The sequence below is a fragment of the Streptomyces gossypii genome (genome assembly GCF_025165795.1).
Classification (GTDB): Bacteria; Actinomycetota; Actinomycetes; order Streptomycetales; family Streptomycetaceae; genus Streptomyces; species Streptomyces gossypii.
In genome coordinates this window covers 16671-39617 of record NZ_JAJAGO010000025.1, presented here as the reverse complement: position 1 = coordinate 39617, position 22947 = coordinate 16671, and the positions used below count along the sequence as shown (strand labels likewise).

Annotated in this window: 15 protein-coding genes; 11 read left to right on the top strand and 4 right to left on the bottom strand. The window is 67.7% G+C overall.

Going from position 1 to position 22947, the window contains the following annotated elements:
* Positions 1 to 65 precede the first annotated feature (65 nt).
* The 3 genes from LHJ74_RS33205 to eccE all read right to left on the bottom strand — a co-directional run bounded on the left by LHJ74_RS33205 (position 66) and on the right by eccE (position 5796).
* Positions 66 to 3215, bottom strand: a complete 3150-nt coding sequence (locus LHJ74_RS33205) for an SCO5717 family growth-regulating ATPase (protein WP_260222055.1) — start codon at positions 3213 to 3215, stop codon at positions 66 to 68.
* 542 nt (positions 3216 to 3757) lie between these two features.
* Entirely contained in the window at positions 3758 to 4468 is a 711-nt protein-coding gene (locus LHJ74_RS33200; protein ID WP_260222054.1) for a hypothetical protein, read from the bottom strand.
* Complete coding sequence (gene eccE / locus LHJ74_RS33195) at positions 4468 to 5796, bottom strand: type VII secretion protein EccE (protein ID WP_260222053.1); 1329 nt, start codon at positions 5794 to 5796, stop codon at positions 4468 to 4470. Before eccE ends, LHJ74_RS33200 begins: the two co-directional genes overlap by 1 nt.
* Before the next feature lie 186 nt (positions 5797 to 5982).
* On the opposite strand from eccE, the gene eccB reads away from it, so the two are divergent.
* From eccB to LHJ74_RS33140, 11 genes are all read left to right on the top strand, one after another.
* On the top strand, positions 5983 to 7503 hold the full coding sequence (eccB, locus tag LHJ74_RS33190) for a type VII secretion protein EccB (protein WP_260222052.1): 1521 nt from the start codon (positions 5983 to 5985) through the stop codon (positions 7501 to 7503).
* A 20-nt stretch (positions 7504 to 7523) separates the two neighbouring features.
* A complete protein-coding gene (gene mycP / locus LHJ74_RS33185; RefSeq protein WP_260222051.1) occupies positions 7524 to 8810 on the top strand; it encodes a type VII secretion-associated serine protease mycosin in 1287 nt (428 codons plus the stop codon).
* Positions 8811 to 9138: 328 nt separating this feature from the next.
* On the top strand, positions 9139 to 9609 hold the full coding sequence (locus LHJ74_RS33180) for a DUF2563 family protein (protein WP_260222050.1): 471 nt from the start codon (positions 9139 to 9141) through the stop codon (positions 9607 to 9609).
* Between the two features lie 18 nt (positions 9610 to 9627).
* The gene (locus LHJ74_RS33175) at positions 9628 to 11370 is read left to right on the top strand and encodes a hypothetical protein (protein ID WP_260222058.1); all 1743 of its coding nucleotides are present in this window, start codon (positions 9628 to 9630) and stop codon (positions 11368 to 11370) included.
* Between the two features lie 124 nt (positions 11371 to 11494).
* Complete coding sequence (mycP, locus tag LHJ74_RS33170; protein ID WP_311203378.1) at positions 11495 to 12640, top strand: type VII secretion-associated serine protease mycosin; 1146 nt, start codon at positions 11495 to 11497, stop codon at positions 12638 to 12640.
* 74 nt (positions 12641 to 12714) lie between these two features.
* Complete coding sequence (locus tag LHJ74_RS33165) at positions 12715 to 13083, top strand: WXG100 family type VII secretion target (RefSeq protein ID WP_260222048.1); 369 nt, start codon at positions 12715 to 12717, stop codon at positions 13081 to 13083.
* Positions 13084 to 13098: 15 nt separating this feature from the next.
* Positions 13099 to 13386, top strand: coding sequence for a WXG100 family type VII secretion target (locus tag LHJ74_RS33160; RefSeq protein WP_260222047.1), 288 nt, complete (start codon positions 13099 to 13101; stop codon positions 13384 to 13386).
* Between the two features lie 277 nt (positions 13387 to 13663).
* The gene (locus LHJ74_RS34305; RefSeq protein ID WP_311203379.1) at positions 13664 to 15901 is read left to right on the top strand and encodes an outer membrane protein assembly factor BamB family protein; all 2238 of its coding nucleotides are present in this window, start codon (positions 13664 to 13666) and stop codon (positions 15899 to 15901) included.
* A gap of 56 nt (positions 15902 to 15957) precedes the next feature.
* Entirely contained in the window at positions 15958 to 18111 is a 2154-nt protein-coding gene (locus LHJ74_RS33150) for an outer membrane protein assembly factor BamB family protein (RefSeq protein ID WP_260222045.1), read from the top strand.
* 5 nt (positions 18112 to 18116) lie between these two features.
* A complete protein-coding gene (locus LHJ74_RS33145) occupies positions 18117 to 20273 on the top strand; it encodes a serine/threonine-protein kinase (protein WP_260222043.1) in 2157 nt (718 codons plus the stop codon).
* A gap of 39 nt (positions 20274 to 20312) precedes the next feature.
* Entirely contained in the window at positions 20313 to 22379 is a 2067-nt protein-coding gene (locus tag LHJ74_RS33140; RefSeq protein ID WP_260222042.1) for an outer membrane protein assembly factor BamB family protein, read from the top strand.
* Between the two features lie 88 nt (positions 22380 to 22467).
* Here the strand turns inward: LHJ74_RS33140 and LHJ74_RS33135 are convergent, their stop codons facing one another.
* Positions 22468 to 22698 carry a DUF397 domain-containing protein gene (locus LHJ74_RS33135; protein WP_260222041.1) on the bottom strand — a complete coding sequence of 77 codons (231 nt, stop codon included), beginning with the start codon at positions 22696 to 22698 and terminating at the stop codon, positions 22468 to 22470.
* Positions 22699 to 22947 lie beyond the last annotated feature (249 nt).

Below are 22947 nucleotides of genomic sequence, written 5' to 3'. Positions count from 1 at the left end.
GGCGGTGCCCGCCACCATGTGGCGGTCACCGCCCGGCCCCGACCCGTGCCCGCCTCAACAGGCGGTCACCGCTGCGGCGGTTGCTGCGGCCAACTGCCGCCCTGCTGCGGGTAGGGCTGCTGTTGATGTGGGGGCGGCGGCCCGTACGGCTGCCCCTGGTACGGCGGTTGCCCCTGAGCCGGTGGCTGCTGGACGCCCGGCCGGTCTCCCGGTGAGGGTTGGCCCGGCACGTACGGCTGGCCCGGCCCGCCCTGCCCGGGCATCGGAGGCGCGAGCTGCGGCGGCGGGTTGCCGTCCGCCGTCCAGAGACCCTGTTCCTGCTGAGCGCGGGAGAAATCCTCGGCGATCATGGCCGAGAGCTGGAAGTACGCCTCACGGGTCTTGGGGCGCATCAGGTCGAGATCCAGCTCGGCCCCTGCGGACAGGTGTTCATCGAACGGAATGGTCACCACGCCCCGGCAGCGCGTTTCGAAGTGCGACACGATGTCCTCGACCTTGATCATTTTTCCGGTCTCGCGCACCCCCGAGATCACCGTGATGCTGCGCTGCACGAGATCGCTGTATCCGTGTGCGGACAGCCAGTCGAGTGTGGTGCTCGCGCTGCTCGCGCCGTCGACCGACGGGGTCGAGATGATGATCAACTGATGGGCGAGGTCCAGCACTCCGCGCATTGCGGAGTACAGGAGGCCGGTCCCCGAGTCCGTCAGGATGATTGGGTACTGCTTGCCGAGAATGTCGATGACCCGACGGTAGTCGTCATCGTTGAAGGTCGTGGAGACGGCCGGGTCCACGTCGTTCGCCAGGATCTCCAGTCCCGAGGGCGTCTGCGAGGTGAACCGGCGGATGTCCATGTAGCTGTTGAGATACGGGATCGCGGTGACCAGGTCCCGGATGGTCGCACCGGTCTCCCGGCGCACCCGGCGGCCCAACGTGCCCGCATCGGGGTTCGCGTCGATGGCGATCACCTTGTCCTGGCGTTCGATCGCCAGAGTGGAGCCGAGCGCGGTCGTGGTCGTGGTCTTGCCCACGCCGCCCTTGAGGCTGATCACCGCGATGCGGTAGCAGGAGAGCACCGGCGTGCGGATCAGTTCGAGCTTGCGCTGCCGCTCCGCCTCCTCCTTCTTGCCACCGAGGCGGAACCGGGAACCGGCACGGCCCGGGTTCTGCGAACGAGGCTTCTTCTTGCCGCTCAGCAGCCGGTCCGACGACAGCTCCACCGCCGCCGTGTAGCCCAGGGGAGAGCCCCCGTGCGCCGTCCTGCGGGGGTCCTGGGAGGGCGGTGCCTGCGGCTGCTGGGCCGAGGGCGCGGACTGGGCGGAGGGCAGAGAGCCGGGAGGCGCCGGTTGCCCGTGGCCCGGCGGGAGGGGCTGATAGCCGCCGGGCTCTGCCTGCGGCCGGTGCGCCGCGTAAGGGTCGGGGTAGGCGGGTTGCGCGGGCTGGGGCGCTGGTGCTGAGTTCGGGGCAGGAGTGCTCGGACCCTGGGCTGAAGGCTGTCCGGGCCCCGGCGGGAGGGGTTGTGGGAAGCCGTAACCGCCGGGCTGGGGGGATTGGTCAGGTGTGGGGACACCGGGGTACTGCTGCGGTTGCTGGGTGTAGGGCTGGGGTTGCGGCCCGGGCGGCGGTGCGGGCTGGAGCTGGCCACCGGGCTGTCCGGGCTGCGGATAACCGTAACCTTCCGGTTGCGGAGGAGGCTGCGCTCCCGGCAACTGCTGGGACTGCGGTTGCCGTTCTGCCTGACCTGGAACAGCAGTCTGGGGCGGCCGGGGCGCGCCGTAACCGCCCTGGTGCTGTGCAGGAGGAAGCGGAGCGGCGCCGGGCATGGTGCCGTAGCCGCCCCCGGGGGGCAGCGCGGGGATGCCGGGTGCCGGTGCGCCGGCGCCCGGTTGGGCCGGGGGGCCCGCGCCGTACGCAGGCGGTACGTTCGGCCCGCCGCCGTACGGCTCTCCGGGCATGTCGGGTGCGGCGGGCGCCGCTGTCTGTGGTGCGGCGTCGGCGGCCGTGGGCCAGGGAGCTCCCTGCGGCGGCGGGGCGGGCTGGGAGGCTGCGGCCGGCGTCGGGTACGCGGGCTGGAAGTGCGGGGGGAGCGGCGGGAGTCCGCCGGGCGGCGTACCGGGGCCGTTCGGCGACGCGGGCCAAGGGGAGGCCTGTTGCGGGGTGGTGGACAGCGGGTGCGGCGGGGGAGTGTCCTGCGGCTCGGTACGGCTGGCGGGCGCGCCGTCGGGTGGACCGGGTGCGCCGTACGGGGCCGTGGTCCCCGGGCCCGCGTCGGTCGGCGCTCCATCGCTGGGTGCGCCCGGGGGACCTGCGTCGCTCGGCTCCGCGTCTACCGGCTCCGCGTCCGCGGGCACTGCGTCCCGAGGCCCGTCGCTGTCGTCGGCGCGATGGGCGGCAGTCCCCGTCCCGGGGCCGTCGGTCGGCAGGGCATCGGCACCGTCCCAGGGCTCCGACCGCGGTGCCGAACCCGGGTCCTGACTGACAGATGCGGCGTCGACCGGCCCACTCTGCGTATCGTTCTTCTCCGCCTCGCTCCGGTAGCGGGCGATCTCACTGCGCAGGTCGGCTGCGGAGAATCGCATGGTGGCGCCGCTGTCGACCTCGCCGTCCGAAACACTGTCGGGCAACGGCTGACCGGAGCGCGTCTCGGACGCCCCGTCCGAGGCAGTCGCCGGGTACCCGTCGGCCGGGCTCTCGCCCTCTGGGCTGTGAGCCGCGCTGTCGAGAGCGCTTCGGTCCCCGCCTGCTGCGGGCTCTTCGAACGCCGCCGGACTGTCTGCCGGGCCGAACCCCTCCGGCACCACAGGACGTTCCTCTTGCGGTCCGTCGACGCCGCCGGGATCTTCCGCTGTCGCCTCCCGCTGGTCCTCGTGTTGCGGCAGCGAGGGCGGCGGCAGGACGGGGATCGGGCCCTCGTCCTGCACCCGGCCGGAGTCTGGTCCGGGGGCGACGTCCGGTGCGACGTTGGCGTCGCTCATGGGCGGCGCCAACGTATAGGGCGTGGCCGGGGCACTGTCCGTAGGTGCGGGTGCGGGTGCGGGTGCGGGTGCGGGTGCGGGCGGCGAGGGCTCCGCATCCTGTGTGTACCAGGCAGGCGGCGTGTAGTCGATGGTGAACTGGCCGGTCGTCTCCGAGTCGTGCTCGGATTCAGCCTCCGTATCGAGCCGCTCTGTGTCGGGCGTGGTCCCGCCGACGCGGATCTCGTCCCGATCGCTGCTCACAAGTCCTCCTGCTGCTGTGGTCGTACACCCCGGTTTGCGGCTGCGCGTACCGACCAGACTAATCATCGCCAGGCAGGACACGGCGCCGGTCCTGTTTCCCACTATTGCCACCGAAGCGTGCCATCCGGCTCAACCGGGCGGCGGGTATCGATTCCGTCGCGGACTTCCACGTCCCAGGGCAGGCGTCACGCCCCCTGCAGCGGAAGGCCTTCGCAGCGGAAGGCCTCCGCAACGGACCGGCCGGCGGGAGCCGGCCGACCGCCCCCGCCCGTTCGTCCGCCCCGTATGTCACGCCTACAACGGCATAGTAGTTGCCGAGTGCTGAACTCAGCCACGAAGCAGCCGCGACCGGGGCCAGCAGCCCGGCACTCGAATCTCCGTCCGTTGGATCGCGCCGTACACGAGTGACGCGCCGCCACACAGGCGGCGGGCCGTCTGGTACGCCACTGTCCCCGCTGCGACCGCGATCCCGTCGTCCTGCTTCCGCACTGTCGCCCCGGGCTGCCACACCGAGTCCGGCCGCAAATGTCTCTAGCGACCCGTCAGTCCAGCCGCCGTGCGGTGCCCAGCAGTCCCGACTCGGCATCGGTCGGCTGCGTCAGCGCATAGTGCCGGTCGCCCCGGGTGCACCAGAGAGTGACTCCGTCGCCCAGCGTCGACAGTGCCTCCACGTCCCCTTGCGGCAGGGACATCACCCGGCCGATCTGCTTCGCCTCGTCCGGTGACACCCGCTGGATACCCGCCAGCGCCGCACCACGCAGCAGTCGCGGGGCCACCGGACTCAGATAGGGCAGCAGGGTGAGTACCGACTGCCACGCAGCCGAAGCGACCCGGCCACGCGGTGGGCGCATCCCGCAGTCGCGGATGACCAGCGTCGGACTGCCCACCGTCGGCCCCAACGGGGGCACCCGGCCCACCTCGTGCAGCGTGATGCACTCCAGGCCGCCACCCGCCGCCTGCGCCAGGTTCGTCCACACCTGCGGCCGCCCCGTCTCGACGGCGACCCGCGCACCGGTGCCCGCCGTGCGCAGCGCCAGCACCTGCGCAGTCCAGAGCCCGCCGATCAGGACCACGTCGTACGGTGCCGGATGGTGGAAGCCCAGCACCTGTGGGCGCCCCTCCGCATCGTTGCCGATCACGACGCCGTCGTCGCCGATGGGGAGGGAAAGCGCACCCAGATGATCGACAGGCAGCGCGTGATGCGCACGGCGCGGCCCGCGCAGGCCCCGCAGGTGCCCCAGCCCGGCCGCCATCAGCGCGCACCGCCCAGCGGCAGCGTCGCGAGCAGCCCGGGCAGTTGCTCACGGTCCAGCCGCACCAGCCCGACCTTCGCGCCGCGTGCGGAGCGCTCCAGATGACGGCGGGCGGCCGTCAGTTCGGTGTCCGTACGCCCGGTGACGCGCACATGGCCGCTTACGGCAACCGACTGGCGGCGTACGCCGCGGGCCACCGTCAGGCTGAAGGTCGTCGTCAGCGCCGGGACCGAGGTCAGCAGCGACACCAGCCGGGGCAGCGGCGTCGCCGCCCGACCCAGCTCCGGCCACCGGCCGACGCCGTAGGTGGTGTGCAGCCGGTCGTCGCAGCGCCATGTGCGCGCTGTCTCGGCGGTACGCCGGACCGGCGGGGCGTCCGGCTGGCTCGCCCGCGCTGTGGCGAGGGGATTGACGCATGCAGAGGTGGCCACGGCGGAGACGAGCTCCTCCTCGTTGAGGACGGTGGCGCGGAAGCCCGCCCCGGTTATCCGGCTGGCCAGCTGATCGGCCGCGCGCAGCAGGCACTTCTGCGCACCCTGGAGCCCGCCGCCGCGTGCCTCGACCGCCTCCCGGCACAGCTCCGGATCCAGCTTCAGCGCGACCCACGTGAGTCGCAGTGCCGGTGAACCGGTCTGCTCCTGCAACGGGGCGTAACTGCGCCGGGCCACGGCCTGTTCCGGCAGGTGAGGCGCGGGTGCGGGCTGTACGTGCTGGACCAGCTGCGCCGACTCGAGCCGTATTCCGTCCATCTCGAGCGCGTCGTGCAGCAGTCCCAGCGGTAGCGCACGGGCGCCGAAGGCGGGCCGCAGCGCGGTCACTCCAGCCTCTACCCGTACGACGGCGCTGACGAAGCTGCCGTCACCGATCATCCCCACGGTGCGCCGGTCGCGGTCCACGAACGCGTAGGTACGGAGGCCGGGTACGCATTCGGCCGCGGGGGCCAGACTCGCGTCGACCCGCTCCGTCGGCGGCGCCGTCAACTGGCGCCTGCGGGCGCGCAGCCCCAGCACCGTCGAGACCCAGTCCCGCACCGAACGCTGATGGCGGCGTACCAGGGCGAACAGCACCAACGCTGCCGCGACGACGCCGGCCGGCACGAGCATCAGCTCGTCGATGGCCGCGCCGACCACCAGTACCGTCAGCGCCAGCTCGATCAGCACGAGTTGTTGCAGTTGGAACGGACCGAGACGGCTCGTCTGTGACTCGGTGCGCAGCACCGTGGAGGCGGGTGTACGGGGTCGCGCACCGTTCGCCCCTGCCCCGGGGCCCGGAGGTCCGGGTGGACCGGAGCGCGTCGCGGGCCCCTGGGTGCGCGTCGCAGATCCCATCGCCGCAAAGCCCCCTCATATCCGAATTCGCCCCGGTAACACATGGGACGTTGGCCGGGCGATCACCCTACCGGAGCAGCGGAGGAGGACCGTCAGCAGGCATAGTAGGGGCCGGTCCGACAATCGGCATCTGTGGCAGTGTTCCCGGGGACGCTGGAGCCGGCCAGTGGGGAGAAGCAACAAGACATGGCATCACGGCGGGACGAGCTCAACGCCTACACCTTCGCGAAGAAGCGATTGCTGGCGGCCTTCCTCCAGCCCACCCCGAGCGGCACCGAGGAGGGCGCTCCTCGCCCCCTGCGCGCGGTGGTACCAGGGCTGATCATCGGAGTGGTGATCATGGCGGGCTTCGGCGCCTGGGGCATGTTCAAGCCCAAGGCGCCCGAAGGCTGGGACGAGCCGGGCCAGAAGGTCATCATCGGCAGTGACTCGACGACGCGCTATGTCGTCCTCAAGACCGACGGCAAGACGCAGCTGCACCCCGTACTGAACCTCGCCTCCGCCAAACTCCTCCTGGACCCGGACAAGTTCGAGATTGTCGAGGTCGACGAGAAGACCCTCGACAACGGCGACATACCGCACGGTGCCACGATCGGCATCCCCTACGCTCCCGACCGGCTGCCCGATGCGGGTGAGGCCTCCGAGTCGAAACGCTGGGCTGTCTGCACCCAACCGGGTGCGAACGGCCGGTCCGCGCAGAAGGCCGCCTTCGTGCTGGCCGACCGGGAGAAGAGCAAGGTCGAAGGAAAGAGCCGGCTGCGCGCGGGCGACGTCATGTACGTGGAGGGACCGGGCGACAAGCTGTATGTCGTCGACAAGAGCGGCACGGCGTACCCGATCGCCCGCGACCCCAACCTGCTGCTCAACGTGGTCGGCAAGACGCGGAACGAACCCCAGCAGGTCACCGAGGACTGGTTGAAGACCCTGAAGAAGGGCGACGCGATCCAGTTCCCGACGGTCGAGCGGATTGGTGATCCGGCCGGTGTTCCCGGCAATCTCGATGCGAATGCAAACAAGATCGGTACGGTGCTGAAGGCCGACACGGGTGACGGGCCGCAGCACTACGTGGTGCTCGACAAGCAGGTCAGGCCGGTCACCGACTTCATGGCGAAGCTGTTGCTGAACAGCAAGGAATCGATCTCCCTCGGACAGCACGGCAAGCCGACCGCCGTGAGCCTGGGGGCCATCTCCCCCAGCAACGACGTCTACGGCGGGAACCTGGAGTGGCCCGAGGACGAGGCCGAAACCGTCAACAAGTCCAGCGGCGACCGCGACACGCTGTGCAACGTACTGCGCGATGTCGACAAGAAGGAGGGCACCACCACCCTCAGCACCTGGGCCAGTGACGACTACCCTGCGGCGCTGCCCAACGGCGCCACCAGCGCGTATGTCAGCCCGGGTTCGGGTCTGCTGTTCCGCCAGGTGAAGGGGCAGGACACCAAGTCCGGCGGCGTCTTCCTGGTCACCGACACCGGTCTGCGTTACGCGGTCCAGGGCAACGCCGACAGCGGTGAGGACGAGTCCGGGATCGGGTCCGACGGCAAGAAGAAGACGAAGGAGCAGGCGCAGGAGGAGGGCAACAGGGCTCAGCTCCGGCTCGGCTTCAAGGACGCCACCCCCGTGCCGGTGCCTGCCGTCTGGTCGCAGTTCCTGCCGACGGGACCACGTCTGAGCACCAGCGCGGCCAAGCAGCCGCAGGGTTCCTGACCGCGGGGAGGACGGACGCGATGATGCAACGACGTACCAGCAGGAGCAGGCGCGGCTGTATCACCTGGCGGGGGCGGTGGGCGGCGTACCCCGTGGCGGGGGCCGTGGGCCTGACGGCCCTGACCGGGCTCGCGGGACTGGCGTGGGTGCCCCCGGCCGCCGCGGAGGGCGGCGGCCAGTGCACCTTCCCGTCCAAGCCGTTCGAGGGACGGCCCTGGTCACTCAAACGGGTACTCATCGACCAGCTCTGGCAGACCACGAAGGGCAAGGGGGTCAGCGTCGCCGTCATCGACACCGGCGTGGACGTCAAGCACCCGCAGCTCAAGGAAGCGGTGGACACCAAGCGCGGCAAGAACATGCTGCCTAAGAAGCGTAAGAAGGACGAGTACGGAAACGCCCCGAAGCGGGGCAAGGAGAACGGCACCACGGACCTGGTCGGCCACGGCACCAAGGTCGCCGGCATCATCGCCGCCCGTCCCAGCGACAAGACCGGCTTCGTCGGCCTCGCGCCCGAAGCCACGGTCATTCCGATACAGCAGAACGACGCGGAGGGCACGGGCACCGCCGCCACCCTGGCTGCCTCCATCGAGTACGCCGTGAAGGCGGGCGCCGACGTCATCAACATCTCGCAGGACACAGCGGAGGCGCTGAGGCCCGAATCCGTCCTCAAGCGCGCGGTGGACGAGGCGCTGGCCGCCGATGTGGTGGTGATCGCCTCGGCCGGCAACGACGGGTCGGGCGGCAACGTGAAAAAGACGTACCCCGCCTCGTACCCGGGTGTACTCGCGGTCGCCTCCTCGGACCGCAACAACGAGCGTGCGCCCTTCTCCCAGTCCGGCGAGTTCGTGGGCATCGCCGCTCCCGGTGTGGACATGGTCACCACGGTTCCGGGAGGCGGCCACTGTGCCGATAACGGGACCAGCTTCTCCGCCCCGTACGTCGCCGGCGTGGCGGCGCTGCTGCGCGCCGAGCACCCCGACTGGAAGCAGCACCAGATCGTCGCCCAGCTCGAACAGACCGCCGAGCGTTCGATCAGCGGGCGCGACCGGCATGTGGGCTGGGGCGTCATCGACCCGGTGCGCGCCTTGACCGAGGACGACCAGCCCATCGACGAACCGGTGGCGCGCGAGGGCGTCAGCAAGGCGGAGGAGCCTTCCCCTGCCGAACTCCAGTTGGGCGAGTCCACCCAGGAACGGAACGAACGCCTGGGCACCTACGTGGTGGTCGGCGGGGGAGTCCTGGTGGGCGTACTGGGTGGAGGAGCCCTGGTCTACCGTGACTGGCGCCGCCGTGGGGCGACGCCTTAGCAGCCGGGAGCGTCCGGCGGCCCCCTTCGGGCGCGGGACGACGATCGTGACAGAACTCTTACGGCGACCGAACGAGTGAGGACAAAGCGCCCATGGAAGAAGGGTTTCCATGGGCGCGTGGCACGGATGTAGACAGGATGGTTCCCTCCTGTTGCAGACTGCGGGTTGACAGCGGACGACGTCCTGCTTCCCCGCGCCACGTTGCCCTGGTGGCTCAAGTCATCTCTTGCGGTTTGCAGTTGGAACAACAGTGCGCAGTGGCTAGAGTGTTTCCAGACGTCAGCGCAAGGCACTGCGATGGTCGAACCGGGTGGAGGGGGAAAGCCTGATGCCGATGTACGGCGGGGTTCCGGATAAGGATCTCGAGGTCGAGGCCGAGTCGCTCAAGACTTTCAAGACACGGGTGGACAGCGTACTCACGGAGCTGGAGACATCGGCAGCCTCCAAGGGCAAGGTGTCCGCCGAAGGCGGTGTGCACCGCGCCGCCTTCGGCGGCAACTTCAACGAGGCCGACGCCCTCTTCAAGCAGTACAACCGCGTCCACACGCTCCTCACGACGCTCTCGCAGACACTCAACGACCAGATCGAGGCCATGGGCATCGCGGTCCTTGGCTCGAAGAACGACTTCGAGACCCTCGATGATGACCAGAAGCGGCGCTTCTGGGAGATCCAGGCCCGCTCGGAAGAGCGATACGAAGACCAGAGGCAGGACCGCAGGGACCGGGAGCTTGAGGAGAAGGCACGCCTCGGCGAGGGTCAGGGCAAGGACACCGACGACCGTACCGGCGACTTCGACTAGCCGGGGGAGGTACTTCGTATGAGCGGGAACGAGAAGGCGTCACCGCAGGACGCGATTGCTCAAGCGCAGGTCGCCATCACCGACCTGCGCAGACGGATCTCCCCATTCTTCGGCGGGGGCTTCGGGGACAACAAGACAACCGCCTTCAACAAGACGGCCTTCGACGGGTTCGACCTGAACGCCATGGTGGACATGGTGGAGGATGCCCTGCCGGCAGACCTCGAAGCGGCCGGGGACGCCCTTGAGGCTGCCGCCACGAAGATCGAGGAAGTCGGCAGCGACCTCAGGACGCATATCGGGAACGTCACCTGGCAGGGCCAGGCCGGTAGTGCTTTCCGCAGGTGGGGCGGCAACCTCGCCAAGGACACCCTGAAGTTGGGCACCTACGCGAGCGCAGCCAGCGTCCAGATCAAGGCGGCGGGGCTCGGCCTTGCGATGGTCAAGGCATCGATGCCGCCCCGGGACGACGGTGGGGTCGGCCCTAAGGTCGCCAAGATCCCGGAGAAGGAGCGGAAGGGCAACAACCAGGACTTCGTCAAGGCGGCGAAGGCTGATGCCACGAAGCGGGAAGAGACCCGCCAAGAGGCCATCATGCAGATGAACAAGCTCAGCTCGTACTACCAGGTGTCACACGACACGATGTACGGGCAGGAAGAGCCGACGTTCAAGCCGCTGTCGGGCAAGGAAATCGGCATGCCGCCTGCTCCTCCGGGATTCGGCGACCCGAAACGAGTTGGTTCCGGAGGCGCCGGAGTCTATTCGGTCAACAGTTCGGGGGCTGCATTCGCCGCGGCGTCAACGGGCGGCGGCTCCGGCGGCGGGGCGGACTTCAGCGGTCCGAACGCCACTCCCTCGTCCCAGCTGCCCGGGTCCGTCTCGCCCGGTGTGCCCGCGTCCGTCCCTGGTTCCAGCCTCGGGCCCTCGCCTTCATCTCCCGCTCTGGACTCGGTGACCACCCCGCCTGTCCGCACAGAAATCGACAGCTATGCTCCGCCGCTGACGCAAGCGGACCCAGGCATAAAGCCGCCGGTCCCGACGGGAGGCGGCGGGCCCAATGTCCCCCCGCCGCCCATCGGCCCGATTGGCATCCCCGGCCCTGCCGTGCCTCGGCCGACAGGGCCCGGATTTGCCAAGAACATCGGCGCTCCCCGGAACACGGGCCCCCTGGGCGGACCCAGCAACGGGCGCACATCGCCTCCCCCTGGGCCGCTCATGGGGCGTCCTCCTGCCGGTGGGGGGATGCCCGTCCATCCGCCCGGTCGTGCGGGTTCTCCACCGCCTCCCATGGGCCGTCCGCCGGGCATCATCGGAGGTACACCAAGCCGCAGCAGCCCTGCTGCGAACAATGCGCCCCGCCTCCCGCGAGGGGCTGTCGTCGGCGGCGAGCACCCGCCGATGGGGCGTCCCCCGATGGGCGGCATGGGGATGGGTATGGGAGGAGCGGGCAGCCCGAACCCCGGGAGAGCGGTCGGTAACCGGGGCGGTCGGCTCGTCTCGACGCCCGGAGGCGTCGTCGGTAACCCACGCTCCGGGGCAGCGTCACAAGCCCGTACTCCGCGTGCGTTCACTCCCGGTGGAATGGGATTGGTCCGGGGTTCTGACGCCAACAGCCGTAATTCCATCCGTACGATGCCGCGCGGTCGCACGTCGACCGGACGCGATCCGGAGCGTAGGGAGACGCGTCGGCGCGGCTATCTGACCGAGGACGCCGAGACGTGGTCCACAAGGCGGGGCAGCAGCGTTCCGTCGGTTGTCGAATAACTCCCAGGGTGAGAGAGCAGGGATGACTGCAGGGAATCAGCAGGCGGAGAGAGCTACACGGTCAGGCTTTCGGCGGCGTTTGATTCCCATGCTGGCGGCTGCCGGAGCGTGGAGTGTGTGCCTCGTGGGACTGGCTCCGGCTGCGGCAGCCGAGGACATCCGTTCCCAGCAGTGGTACCTGGAAGCCATGCAGGCCGAGAAGATGTGGAAGGTCAGCAAGGGGGAAGGGGTCAAGGTTGCTGTCATTGACAGCGGAGTGAGCGAGACTCCGTCCCTGGGTGGCCAGGTTTTGTCCGGGAAGGACTTCTCTGGAGTACAGGGGGGTGCCAATGATGACTACAGCGGCCACGGTACGACGATGGCTGAACTCATCGCGGGTACCGGAAAGGGTGGGGGGCTGAGAGGGCTGGCCCCTGAGGCAGAGATCATTCCTATCCGGACGTACCTTTCCACATTCGAGGGCGCTGGCAAGCCAAAAGAGGAAACGGCGCACAAAGCCATCCGGGCAGCAGTGGACAGTGATGCCCGCATCATCAACATGTCCATCGGCGGGTATCTCCCGTATTCTCACCTGCAGGAAGCCGTGAAGTATGCGGCCAGTAAAGGCAAGTTGATGTTTGCGGCAACCGGGAACAATGGAGACGGTGAGAACTCGGTTGAGTACCCCGCGGCGTACCCGGAGGTGGTCGGTATAGCGTCTGTGGACAAGACGGCCAAGGTATCGAAAACGTCCACTCACGGTCGTCATGTTTCACTCGCAGCTCCGGGAGATGACATTCCTGGCTGGTGTGACCAGAACCTCACGAGCTACTGCGGTGGTGACGGCGGAACGAGTAGTGCCACGGCGATAGCCTCCGCCTCGGCGGCTCTTATCTGGTCGGCACATCCCGACTGGACGGCGAACCAGGTGCTGCGGGTCATGATCGATACTGCCGGCAGGGCTGATGAGAAGGCCCATGGACGCAGCGACTACATCGGTTACGGGACGATCCGCCCCAGTCGAGTCCTCCTGGACGGAGAAGGCGACCCTGGTCCGGCGGGCGGCAATCCCCTCGTCCAGGAGGAACCGTCCAAGTCCCCCTCTTCGTCTTCCCCTTCCGGGGAGGATGACAAGAAGGACGGTGAGAAGGGCGCGGCCGACAAGAAGACCGTGGCGGACTCCACCGGCTCTGGGGGCGACAGCAACCTCTTGCCCATCATCGGAACGGGTGCTGCAGTGGCCGTTCTGGCAGTTGGCGCCTTCGCCTACGTGCGACTGCGCCGGAGATAGCCGACACCTGGCGTCGGCTCGCTCGACGCCGCACGTCGGCGGACAACAGCAACATCCACTGAAGGAGGAACACCATGGCTGAAGGCGGCGGAACAGGCGGTCTCGAGACACATGATGAGGAACTCAAGGCCCTCATCACTGACGTGCAGAGGATGCAGCACACGCTGAAGTCCAAGATCAGCAACCTTAACGCAGTGGTTGACGCAATCGAGGTCGCCTGGCAGGGCGAAGGGCAGAAGTCCTTCAACACTGTGCAGAACAAGGCGAACACGTACGCCCAGACTCTGGACCGCAAGCTCCAGATGATGGAAGAGGCGCTGCAGATGAGCAAGGACGGCTTCACGGCCAATGAGCTCAAGCAGGTCGAGGATTTCACCAAGCTCGGGAACACCAGCCCGATCGCTGACTTCAGTGGTGTCGGCACGGTGCCGACCGCCAGGTAACGGGGCAGGAGAGACATGACCATCAAGATTACGTACCACACCGTCACCTCGGCGGCTGACGACATCGGTACCGCCGCCACGACCATCCAGGGTGAACTGGAGGCTCTGGATGCCCGCGTGAGGAAGGTTGTGGGCACCTGGGACGGTGAAGCCCAGATTGCCTTCAACGGCAAGCACAAGGGCTGGGGGGCCAATGTCACCGGCCTGACTCAGACCCTTCAGATGCTTTCCCGGCAGGTTCATGCCGCGGCAGCGGGCTACCAGCGGACGGACAAGAAGGGTGCCGCGATGTTCGACTTCTGAGCCCTCCGGCCCGAGAGGGCGCTGGGTTCGGTTCATGCGGCTTTCTGTGCACGCTCCTCAGTCCAAGTGCTATGACTGGCATTCTGTCAGGCACTTGGACTGAGTGGCGTTGGGCGCACGGATCGCGCCCCCATCGTTGTCACCCCCAAGGCCGCTGCCGTGGAGGAGCGAGTTGGAGCCATTAGGTCGAGACTGCCCCGGACAGCTGGGGCCCTTATACGTAGTCGGCCGTTTGGAGCCGCCCTCGGCGGAGGTGCCCACGGCGGTACGCGTCTACATGGGCCGGAAGGACGGGGGCGACCGCACCTACTTCATCACCGTACCGACGGAGGAGTTGGCGGCAGAAGCGGCTTACGCCTCACGCTTCCTGACAGAAGCCGTACAGGCCAGGCGACTTGCCGGCACGAGCCCCTGGCTGGACTCGGTCGAGGAGGTCGGGGACGAAGCCGAGTCTCTTGCCTGGTCGGCATCGGCGTACGCCCCGGCCCTGCCCTTGCCCGCCGCGCTCCGGGCGCACGGCTGTCCGCTTCCGGAGCGGACGGTGCGCGCGGTAGGAGCTGCGCTTGCCGAAGCGCTGGTGAGCCTGCACGAGAAGGGTTTCGCCCACGCGGGGATCTCGGTGCGAGCAGTGCAGCTGACGAGGGGCGGCATCAGGCTGACCGGCTTCGGTACGGTACGCGCGGTGGCGCCCGATGGTGAGGACCGGTCACAGCGGCCTGGTCTCGTGGCTGCCGGTACGTCCCCCGAACAGCTGGCTGGCGGACGTCCTCGCCCGCTGGGCGACGTCTACGCGGTGGGAAGGGTGCTCGCCTACGCCGCGACAGGGAAGCTGACTCCCGCACTTCAGGAACTGCCCCCGGATCTGCGTGACATCGTAGCGGCCTGTCTGGCGCAGGACCCAGCTCAGCGCCCACGAGCCGCCATGCTGCTGACAGCACTCACGTCAGGTGCCGGTATGGCGGCTCGTGCTCCGGCCGGTGAGCCCACCACCGCATGGGACAGTGAGGCAAGCCGCGCAGGCACCCTGCTGACGCCAGGGTGGCTGCCGCGGCGAGTGAGCGCCGCCCTCGCCGTACAGGCAGCTGCTGTACTTGCCGCCGAGGCGGACCACGTGCCCCTGCCGGCGCCGACCCCGGCCGTCACAGCGGCACCTGGGCACGCCGAACGGGACGGGCGGTCCACACCCGCCGCTTACCCGAAGGCGGCACCGGATCCGGGCGGGGCCGGTACCACCCCCTCGGCTCCCGGCTTGTCCGGCGGCCGTCCTGCGAGGCGTGCCATGCTCGCAGGCGCGGCGTTCGGCACGGCCGGGGTCGCCGTGGGTGGCGCGGTCGCCTGGGCGGTGACCGCCGAAGGGCCGCCCGTTCCACCGACGCCCGCTCAACGGCTGGTCATGGAACGCAGGTCCCGGAAGCGTGTGAAAGGTGCCCCGCCGAGGATCCGGTGGCGTTACGAAGTCCCTGGGACCGTGCCGAAGTTCGCGCCTGTGATCTGGCAGGACAAGACCGTTGTGGTGGTCAATGAGAGTGGTGTGTCCGGGGTCGGCGTGCGGACCGGGGAGAAAGAGTGGCACCAGTCGGAAGTGAGCCCTGCGGGGCCCGCAGAGATCCTCGGGGACGATCTCCTTGCTGTCCCCGGGCCTGAGCTGACTTTGCTGGATCCACAGGACGGCCATGTCGTTGCGCGCCCGAAGGATTACCGCAGGGGCGGCAAAGCGCCGTACCTCCGGTTTCTTGCCACGGCCGGGGGCGTGATCTGGTTCACGGCCCGGGACCGGTCAGCCGCCTCCGGGGGCGGCAGCCACCTGGTCGTCGCCTACGACGTGACCGAGCGACGCGAGCTCTGGAGGAGCCGGGTGCCGGGGCCGTTCACCGAAGGCCACCTGCTGCCGGACGTGTTGGTGACAGCGGCTGCCGAGGGGAAGGGCCGCACAGCCAAGACGGAGATCACCGCACTCAACCGACGCACTGGCAAGAAGGCCTGGTCGCGTGCGTACGAAGGGCTGACTCCCGGTCCGGTGACGGAGGTCTCCGGTCGACAGTTGCTGATCGCCGTTGCGGGAGCAGAGCTGCGGGGGTACGACCTTCGCAGTTCCGATGATGCCCCGGAGTGGAGTGTGAAGACCAAGGGCAAGGAGGCCGAGGATCGCCGCGTTTTCGGTCCGCCGGTCGTGCACAAGCACATGGTTTACGCGACGGACAGCTCTTATGCCGTGTACGCGGTTGACCCTGTCAAGGGCGATGTGACACTGAACGTCGACCCTGATCTATGGATCTCGCCGGCAGCGGACGATCGCCTTCCGGATACGTTGGTCGGCTCCGACGGCCGTCTCATGCTTTCCGTGAACGATTCGGAGGTGGATGCCTTCGACATCGACAGGGGAGCCCTCCTCTGGCGTTTCACCGACCTGCCCCGGACAACCGGGCGCACGCCTCAGCGGCGCATGGTCTCCCTTACGGATGAGATGGCGGTGGTGACCAGCGGGGGCGATGTCTACGGTCTGCTACTGGACTGACACACTACGTCCGGGAGTTTCGGCTGTCCTCGATCAAACGAGAGGAGCAGGGGAGCGTGCCGGATGGAGTAAGCCCGTCTCAGTTCGATATGTACCAGGTCGTGGCGCCTCTGGATCTCGCGGCGAAGGACATGGCGCTGTGTATCGGCCGCGGTGACCGGGATGGGAAGCCGGTCGTCCTGATGGCAGCGTTGGGGGATGCGGCCGACGACACTGGATACTGCTTCCGTTTCTGGGCGGAGGCGAACAAATCCCGGAGCTTGACCAGCCGTTGGGTTGCCCCGATTGCGAACATCGCTGGCCCGGAGGCGCGTTCTCCATGGATCGCGTACGACTGCTTTCCCGCACTCCCCCTTCCCACGGCTCTGTCCGCACACGGAGGTGCGCTGCCGGAAGCTGTCGTCCGTTCGCTGGGTGTGGCGCTGACCGAAGCGCTGCTGACCACCCACTCCAATGGCCTGGTATATGCGGGCATCTCACCCGAGTCGGTCCTGCTTACTGCACAGGGCCCACAGTTGACCGGATACGGGCTCGTACGGGCCGCGTCTCCCTTGGGTGAGGAGCGGACCGCGGTGCCAGGTGTCGCCGATCAGAGCCTGCCGCCCGAACAGCGCCAGGGGGGACAGCCTCGTCCGCTTGGCGACATCTACGCGTTGGGTTCCGTCCTCGCTTATATGGCCACCGGTAGCAGAGCGCCGGAGCCGACTGCTCTGCCGCTCGCCCTCCGAGGCGTGATTGTCGACTGCCTCAACCCGGATCCTGCGCATCGCCCACAGGCCGACGAACTGTTGAAGCGGCTTCGCGGTCGATCCGTTCGGCCATCCGGAGAACTCCCCGAGTCACTGGCCTCTGCATTGGTGGCCCAGTCCACGAAGCACGCCATGCAGGCGGATATGGCGACCTCCCCACCTTCACCGGCGACGATCGCTGCAGCAGTGACGGGCGGAGAGACCCTGAGGGTGGCCTCGATGGCTTCTCCGTCCAGGCGGATGCTGATCCGTGGATCTGCATCCGCTGCGGCGGGTGTCGCCGTGGGCGCTTCGGGGATCGTTGCGTGGCGCAATGTGGGAAAGCGGAAGCCCGAGCCGCTTCCCGTGCTTGCGGTGCCCGGCACGGCCCCTGAGCCATTGTGGCGGTATCGCCTTCCGGGGGAGGTGATGAAATTCGTTCTCACCGGGCCACTGCGGGCGGTTGTGAAAGATGAATCCGGCCTGCTGGGGATCAACCTCCGAGAGGGTAAGCAAATATGGGTGCGTGATGACCTCTTCCCCGTCGGCTCACCGATCTACATGGGAAACGGTGAAGTGCTGATACCGGAATCCGGGAGTTTCTCGCTTCTCTCAGCATCTTCAGGGCGTGTGCAGTGGCGGGAGCAGGGCTACGGTGTCGGCAAGAGATTTGCCATGTCCTCCGTCTTGGCCGGGAAGAACGGATCCGTATGGCTATTGGCTGACGAGACGGTGACGGGTGGAAGTGGTAAACGGAAACTGGTGATACGCTACCGAATTCGCGATCGCAGAGAAATGTGGCGTACGGTAATTCCGAACGAGATGACCGGAGACGTCCAGCAGGCACGTGAGGGGAATTTGCCGCCCATCCTGTACCGGAATAGCCTGCTGTTGCCAAATAATCACGCGGATGCACGCGGTGAACACCTTGCTTACTATGCCGTTGGCCTCCGTGATGGTGAAAAGAAGTGGGAGCAGCGATACGTCAAAGTGCGACGATCTCCGAGCGGGGTCCCGAAGGCAATGCCCGGAAACCTGTTGGTGGTAAGTGTGAGTGAGGACTTGCATGACGGCATCAGTGGCATCGGCATCAAGAGCGGCAATGAGCGCTGGCAAATCCGGACTCGCAGTCTGGTGATTTCAAATCCGGATGCCCGGGAAAATATGCTGTACTTCGCGGATGCCGACCTGGCTACTTATGCTCTCGATACTCGAAAGGGAAAGATCAGATGGAAGACCGACTCGACAGCTTCTACGGCGCCTCTCGGTGCGACGATAATGCTGAGTGATTCAGGGAAAACTGTCCTTCAGTCGACTGAATCAGAAATCGGTGCATTCAATGCCCGGAATGGTGTTCCTCGATGGAGGTTCGCCGTAGTGGATGATGGGTCGTCGATACAGTCGGCTTCGGTGGTGGGCACTTCTTCCGGGATGGCTGTCGTCGCGAGTGGGTCCGACCTGTATGCACTGCCCGTGGACTGATTGCGGTGGAATCCTCACTCGGACATGACGACCCGTCGAGCCTCGGTGAGTACCGCCTCATCGCACGACTAGGCAGTGGTGGGATGGGCACGGTGTATCTGGGTCGTTCGCCCGGTGGCCGGACGGTCGCGTTGAAGACCATGCACGCGGATTTCGCCGCCGACCCCGAATTCCGCACGCGGTTTCGTCTCGAGGTCGATGCCGCTCGCGTCATCGGAGGTGAGTACGGCGCTGCGGTGGTGGATGCGGATCCGCTGGCCGAGGTCCCCTGGCTCGCTACGGAGTACGTGCTGGGACCTCCGCTGGACGAGGCCGTAGCCGTGTGCGGCGGGCTGCCGGAGGAAGCCGCTCGCGTCCTGGGCGCCCGGCTCTGCGAAGCCCTCTCACAACTGCACAACTCCGGTGTGGTGCACCGTGACCTCAAGCCTTCCAACATTCTGATTGCGGCCACCGGCCCCAAGCTCATCGACTTCGGCATCGCCCGCGCTGCAGGGGACGATCGCCTGACACGGACCGGCACCGCTGCGGGCACTCCCGCCTTCATGTCCCCAGAGCAGGCGACCGGTGGGGAGCACGGTCCCGCCGGGGACGTCTTCGCGCTCGCCGGAGTGCTGGTCTTCGCCCTGACCGGCCATGGCCCCTTCGGCACCGGGCAGACGGCCGACCTGCTCTACCGGGTCCGGTACGGCGAGGCTGATCTGACAGCAGTTCCGCCGGAGATGCAGCCGTTGCTGGCGAGCTGCCTCAGCAAGGTCCCGGATCAACGCCCTGGCACGACGCAACTGGGATCTTCGCTGTCCGAGACTCACGGGGAATTCGCCGACTTCCTGCCGGATGCCGTGCACGCGGAAGTTCTGCGACGCAGCGAGGCGGTTTGGGAGATAGAGCCCTCCCGGCTTCCGCTCTGGGAAGACGACTTCACCACAGTGGCACCTCACTCGCGTGAACGCAGTGTGCGAAGGAGGCGGGCGCTCGTTGCGGGCGCCGGCACCCTGTTCGCGGCGGGAGGTGTCGCAGCCGGGTGGGCCTGGCTCGGAACGGACGAGTCAGGTCGGCCAGCGCGCTCCTCGTCCGGCAGCCAGCCTGTGGGCGCTGCGCCGAAGCCTCATTGGAAGACAGCAGTCTCCGGCGCGGCGGAATTTCAGGTATTTCTGGCCGAGGACTACCTGATGATGAGCTCCGAGGCGGGATTGACATCCGTAGCGGTGAAAAGCGGCAAGCAAGGCGTGATAAATCGAGAAGCTCTAGACTACAGTCTTCCGGTTGCGGACGGCAAGCGAATTTATGGAATCGATTCGAGTAATGCTGCTGTTGCGCTGATCGATGCCAAGACTGTTCAGTTTCGAAATCAAGTCACGCCTGGCGAGGATCTGGATGTAAAGAATCCCAGACTGTTGACGACCCATGGCGGGTTGATTTTTTATACCGGAACGGCAGGAAAGCCGAATGGGGAGGAGGTGTCTTTGCGGCTGGCGATCCGCACGGATACAGGGGAGGAGCAGTGGCGCCAAGAGATTTCCACGCCTGAAAGTACGGCCCAGGTCGTGGCATGGAAGGCCGGAGTGCTGGTACTCGCTTTGGAAAATGTGGAGACGATGTGGGGTGTCAGTACACGGACAGGAAAGAAAATCTGGTCGAATTCATTTCCGCCCAACGGTGAAGGCGAAGAGCGCGTCGTGGCATTCTCCCACGGTCGGGGTGCCTCACATTACTATCTGGGATTCCAGGAGATTATAGCCGTAGGTATCATCGACGGTAAAGTGTCTTGGCGTTTCGGAAAAGAAAGGAGCAATCCCACTCGGAAAGAGCGGAGCATGTTCTACGGTGTGCCAATCTTCCATGACGGTGTCGTGTACGCTGTGGAAATGGGATACGGAATCGTTGCGCTGGATGCGGAATCCGGGACTCTGCTCTGGGAACTCGAGACGGACTGGGCCGCCGATGCCTCGTACTTGTCGATCCCGGCGGCAGGAACTGGATACGTCTACTTCTCCGTTGACAAGGGGCGTTGGTTCGCGGCCATCGACTGCGAGAAGCGCCGTGAGGCATGGGTTTTTTCCGGATCCGATGAAGCGGGTTATACGGACCTTCTCGCAGCTCCCTCCGCCAAAAAACTCATCGCAGTGAATGGAAATACCGTTCTCGCCTTCCCCCTCGAATAACGTAACGCCCCTGCCCCACCCACTCAGGAGCTCCCTCGCGTGAACCCCCTCGGCACCGGCGATCCCCTACGTCTGGGGCCCTACCGCCTCATTGGTGTGCTCGGCGTCGGCGGCATGGGAAAGGTCTACCTCGGCCGTGACGACACCGGGCGGCCCGCGGCCGTCAAGGTGCTTCGCCCCGAGCTCGCCTACGACGGTCACCTGGTCCAGCGTTTCGTGCGCGAGGCCCATGCGGCGGAGTCCGTCCGCAGCAAGGGCGTCGCCCGTGTCCTGGGGGCCCAGATGGAAGGGGGCCGGCCGTGGATCGCGACGGAGTTCCTGGCCGGGCCCACGTTGGATCACGCTGTGGAGAGCTACGGCGCGTTCGGCAACGCCGCCACAAGGGCTCTGGGAGCGGTGCTGGCCCGTACGCTGCGCGACGTGCACGCGGCCGGCCTGGTCCACCGGGACCTGAAGCCCTCGAACATCGTGCTGACTTCGGGTGGGCCCCGTCTGATCGATTTCGGCATCGCCCGCCCTGAACACGGCCTCACGCTCACGACCACCGGACAGGCACCGGTCACCCCGGGCTTCGGCCCGCCTGAGCAGGTGGTCGGCCGGCGCGTGGGCCCGGCCGCGGACATCTTCGCGCTCGGTGCGGTCCTCACCTACGCCGCCACCGGCGAACGCGCCTTCTCCGGCGACCATGTGGCCGCCGTGCAGTACGAGGTTGTGCACGGCGAGCCGCGCCTGGACGCGCTGCCGCCGGACCTGCGCGCTCTCGTCGCTCCGTGCCTCGCGAAAGACGCCGCCTGGCGGCCCACACCCGATCAGGTGATCAAGGCTCTCGCACCCCCGCGCAACGCGGACAGTGCCTGGACGAGCGGTGCGTTGGCCGACGACATAGCCGAGCGGGAACGGAACGCGAGCCGGCTGTCAGCGCTGCAAGGCGACGGGGAGCCCACTCAGGGATCGGGGCTGTCCGGGATCACCGGGATATCCAGGCGAAAGCTGATCGTCGGACTTTCCACGGGTGCGGTGCTCGCGGCAGGTGGAGGAGTGGTCTGGTGGCTGTCGACCGGGGACGGTACGGGGGGTTCCGCACCCTGGGAGGCCGATCTGCTCGCCGACTACGAAGAGGGCACGCCTCCGCCCGCGCTCTGGGGCCCCATCCGCACCGGAGCCCATGAGGCGTCCGTTCCGCTGCCCGTGCGCGATCTCGTCCTCGTCACCGCAACGAACGGCGACGTGCGGGCGTACGACGTTCGTGACGGAGAGCGGCGCTGGAGCGCTGACGGTGCCGAGCCGTCCGCCGGGACGGCCGCGCCCGCCGCTCACAGCGAAACGGCGTTCACCGCGGATGCCTCCGGTGGACTTCTGGCGCTGAAAACGGAGGACGGCAGTCGGCAGTGGACGGCAGCGGCCGATGTCCGCACGGTGCTGGCGGCCGATGGCGGGGCTGTGTACGTCACGACGAACGACAATCGGCTGCGCGCAGTCAGCGTCACCTCGCACGAACCACTGTGGACGGTGTCTCCCCCCGTACGGTCCACTGCCGAGCGGGCGGTGAGGGCGGTGACGGCCGACGGCATCCTGGTCGTGTACGGCAGCGACGGGAAGGTGGCCGGAGTGGCCGCCGGTACCGGGAAGACGGTATGGGGGCCCGAGGAGCAGGGCAGCGGCTTCCTCACCCCGGCGGTCTCGGACGACACCGTCTACCTCGGCGGACGACGGCTCCGGGCACTCGCCTTGGCAGACGGCAAGGAGAGATGGGCTCGCCCGGCTGCAGGGGCGGGTTGGGGTTCACCCGCACTGGCGGGTGAGCTTCTCTTCGCAGGCGACGGCGCTGAGCTCAAGGCGTGCAAGGCCGTTGACGGTGGTGTGGACTGGACGCTCACGCTGATGAACGAAGGGCGGGTCCGGGAGGCACCCGCACCTCAGGGCAACACGGCATGGGTGGTTCTCGGGGAGAGGGGGACCGAAGGTGTGGCGACGGTGGATGTCCGCAGCGGAAAGAAGGCGTGGCCGCCCCTTCGGAGCGGGCCTGGCCGGTGGCGCAGCGCGGTGGCCGGAAACCGGGCCTTTCTGCTGAGTGGGGGCGAGCTGACCGCGATGCCCGTCTTCTGATGGTCCGCCCCGATGCGGCGTGCGCAGCAGCACCAGCACCGCACTCCCCGGGGGTAAGGCATCCAGGGAGGCGGTCACCGGTCACCGGTTACTGGAGGTCGAACTCGCCGTCCCGCGCACCGAGCACGAAGGCGCGCCATTCGGCTTCGGTGTAACGCAGCACCGTGTCCGGGTCCTTGGAGTTGCGCATGGCGACGGCACCGCCGGCCAGGTGCGCGATCTCCACCTTCTCCTCTTCGGGCCCGCCCGGGGCGCTCTCCCATACGGCATCCGAGATGTCCATGGCGTACAGCTCGGCCTTCTCCTGCTCCGTGGCCACTGGCGAAGGTCCCTTCGTGGAGGGCGGCGGGGGCTTCCCCCACGCCGCACGGCGTGATGAACGCGGATGCCCGCGCAGCGCACCCGATTCCCTGGAGTCGCGGAGACCGTCATGGATCGCGGGCGCCGGGCGTGCCGTGGGTTTTCCCCGAGGCAGACGGAGTCAGCGCGGCTCGTGGCCCCACACTACTTCGGCACCAGGACAGGGAAGGTCCCTCTGGGGGAAGAGCCCCCGGGGGAGATACCCGGC

Coding starts and splice junctions, on each gene's coding strand:
- LHJ74_RS33200 (WP_260222054.1), bottom strand. CDS start 4,468: ATGGCGGCCGGGCTGGGGCACCTGCGGGGCCTGCGCGGGCCGCGCCGT.
- eccE (WP_260222053.1), bottom strand. CDS start 5,796: ATGGGATCTGCGACGCGCACCCAGGGGCCCGCGACGCGCTCCGGTCCA.
- eccB (WP_260222052.1), top strand. CDS start 5,983: ATGGCATCACGGCGGGACGAGCTCAACGCCTACACCTTCGCGAAGAAG.
- mycP (WP_260222051.1), top strand. CDS start 7,524: ATGATGCAACGACGTACCAGCAGGAGCAGGCGCGGCTGTATCACCTGG.
- LHJ74_RS33180 (WP_260222050.1), top strand. CDS start 9,139: ATGCCGATGTACGGCGGGGTTCCGGATAAGGATCTCGAGGTCGAGGCC.
- LHJ74_RS33175 (WP_260222058.1), top strand. CDS start 9,628: ATGAGCGGGAACGAGAAGGCGTCACCGCAGGACGCGATTGCTCAAGCG.
- LHJ74_RS33165 (WP_260222048.1), top strand. CDS start 12,715: ATGGCTGAAGGCGGCGGAACAGGCGGTCTCGAGACACATGATGAGGAA.
- LHJ74_RS33160 (WP_260222047.1), top strand. CDS start 13,099: ATGACCATCAAGATTACGTACCACACCGTCACCTCGGCGGCTGACGAC.
- LHJ74_RS34305 (WP_311203379.1), top strand. CDS start 13,664: ATGGGCCGGAAGGACGGGGGCGACCGCACCTACTTCATCACCGTACCG.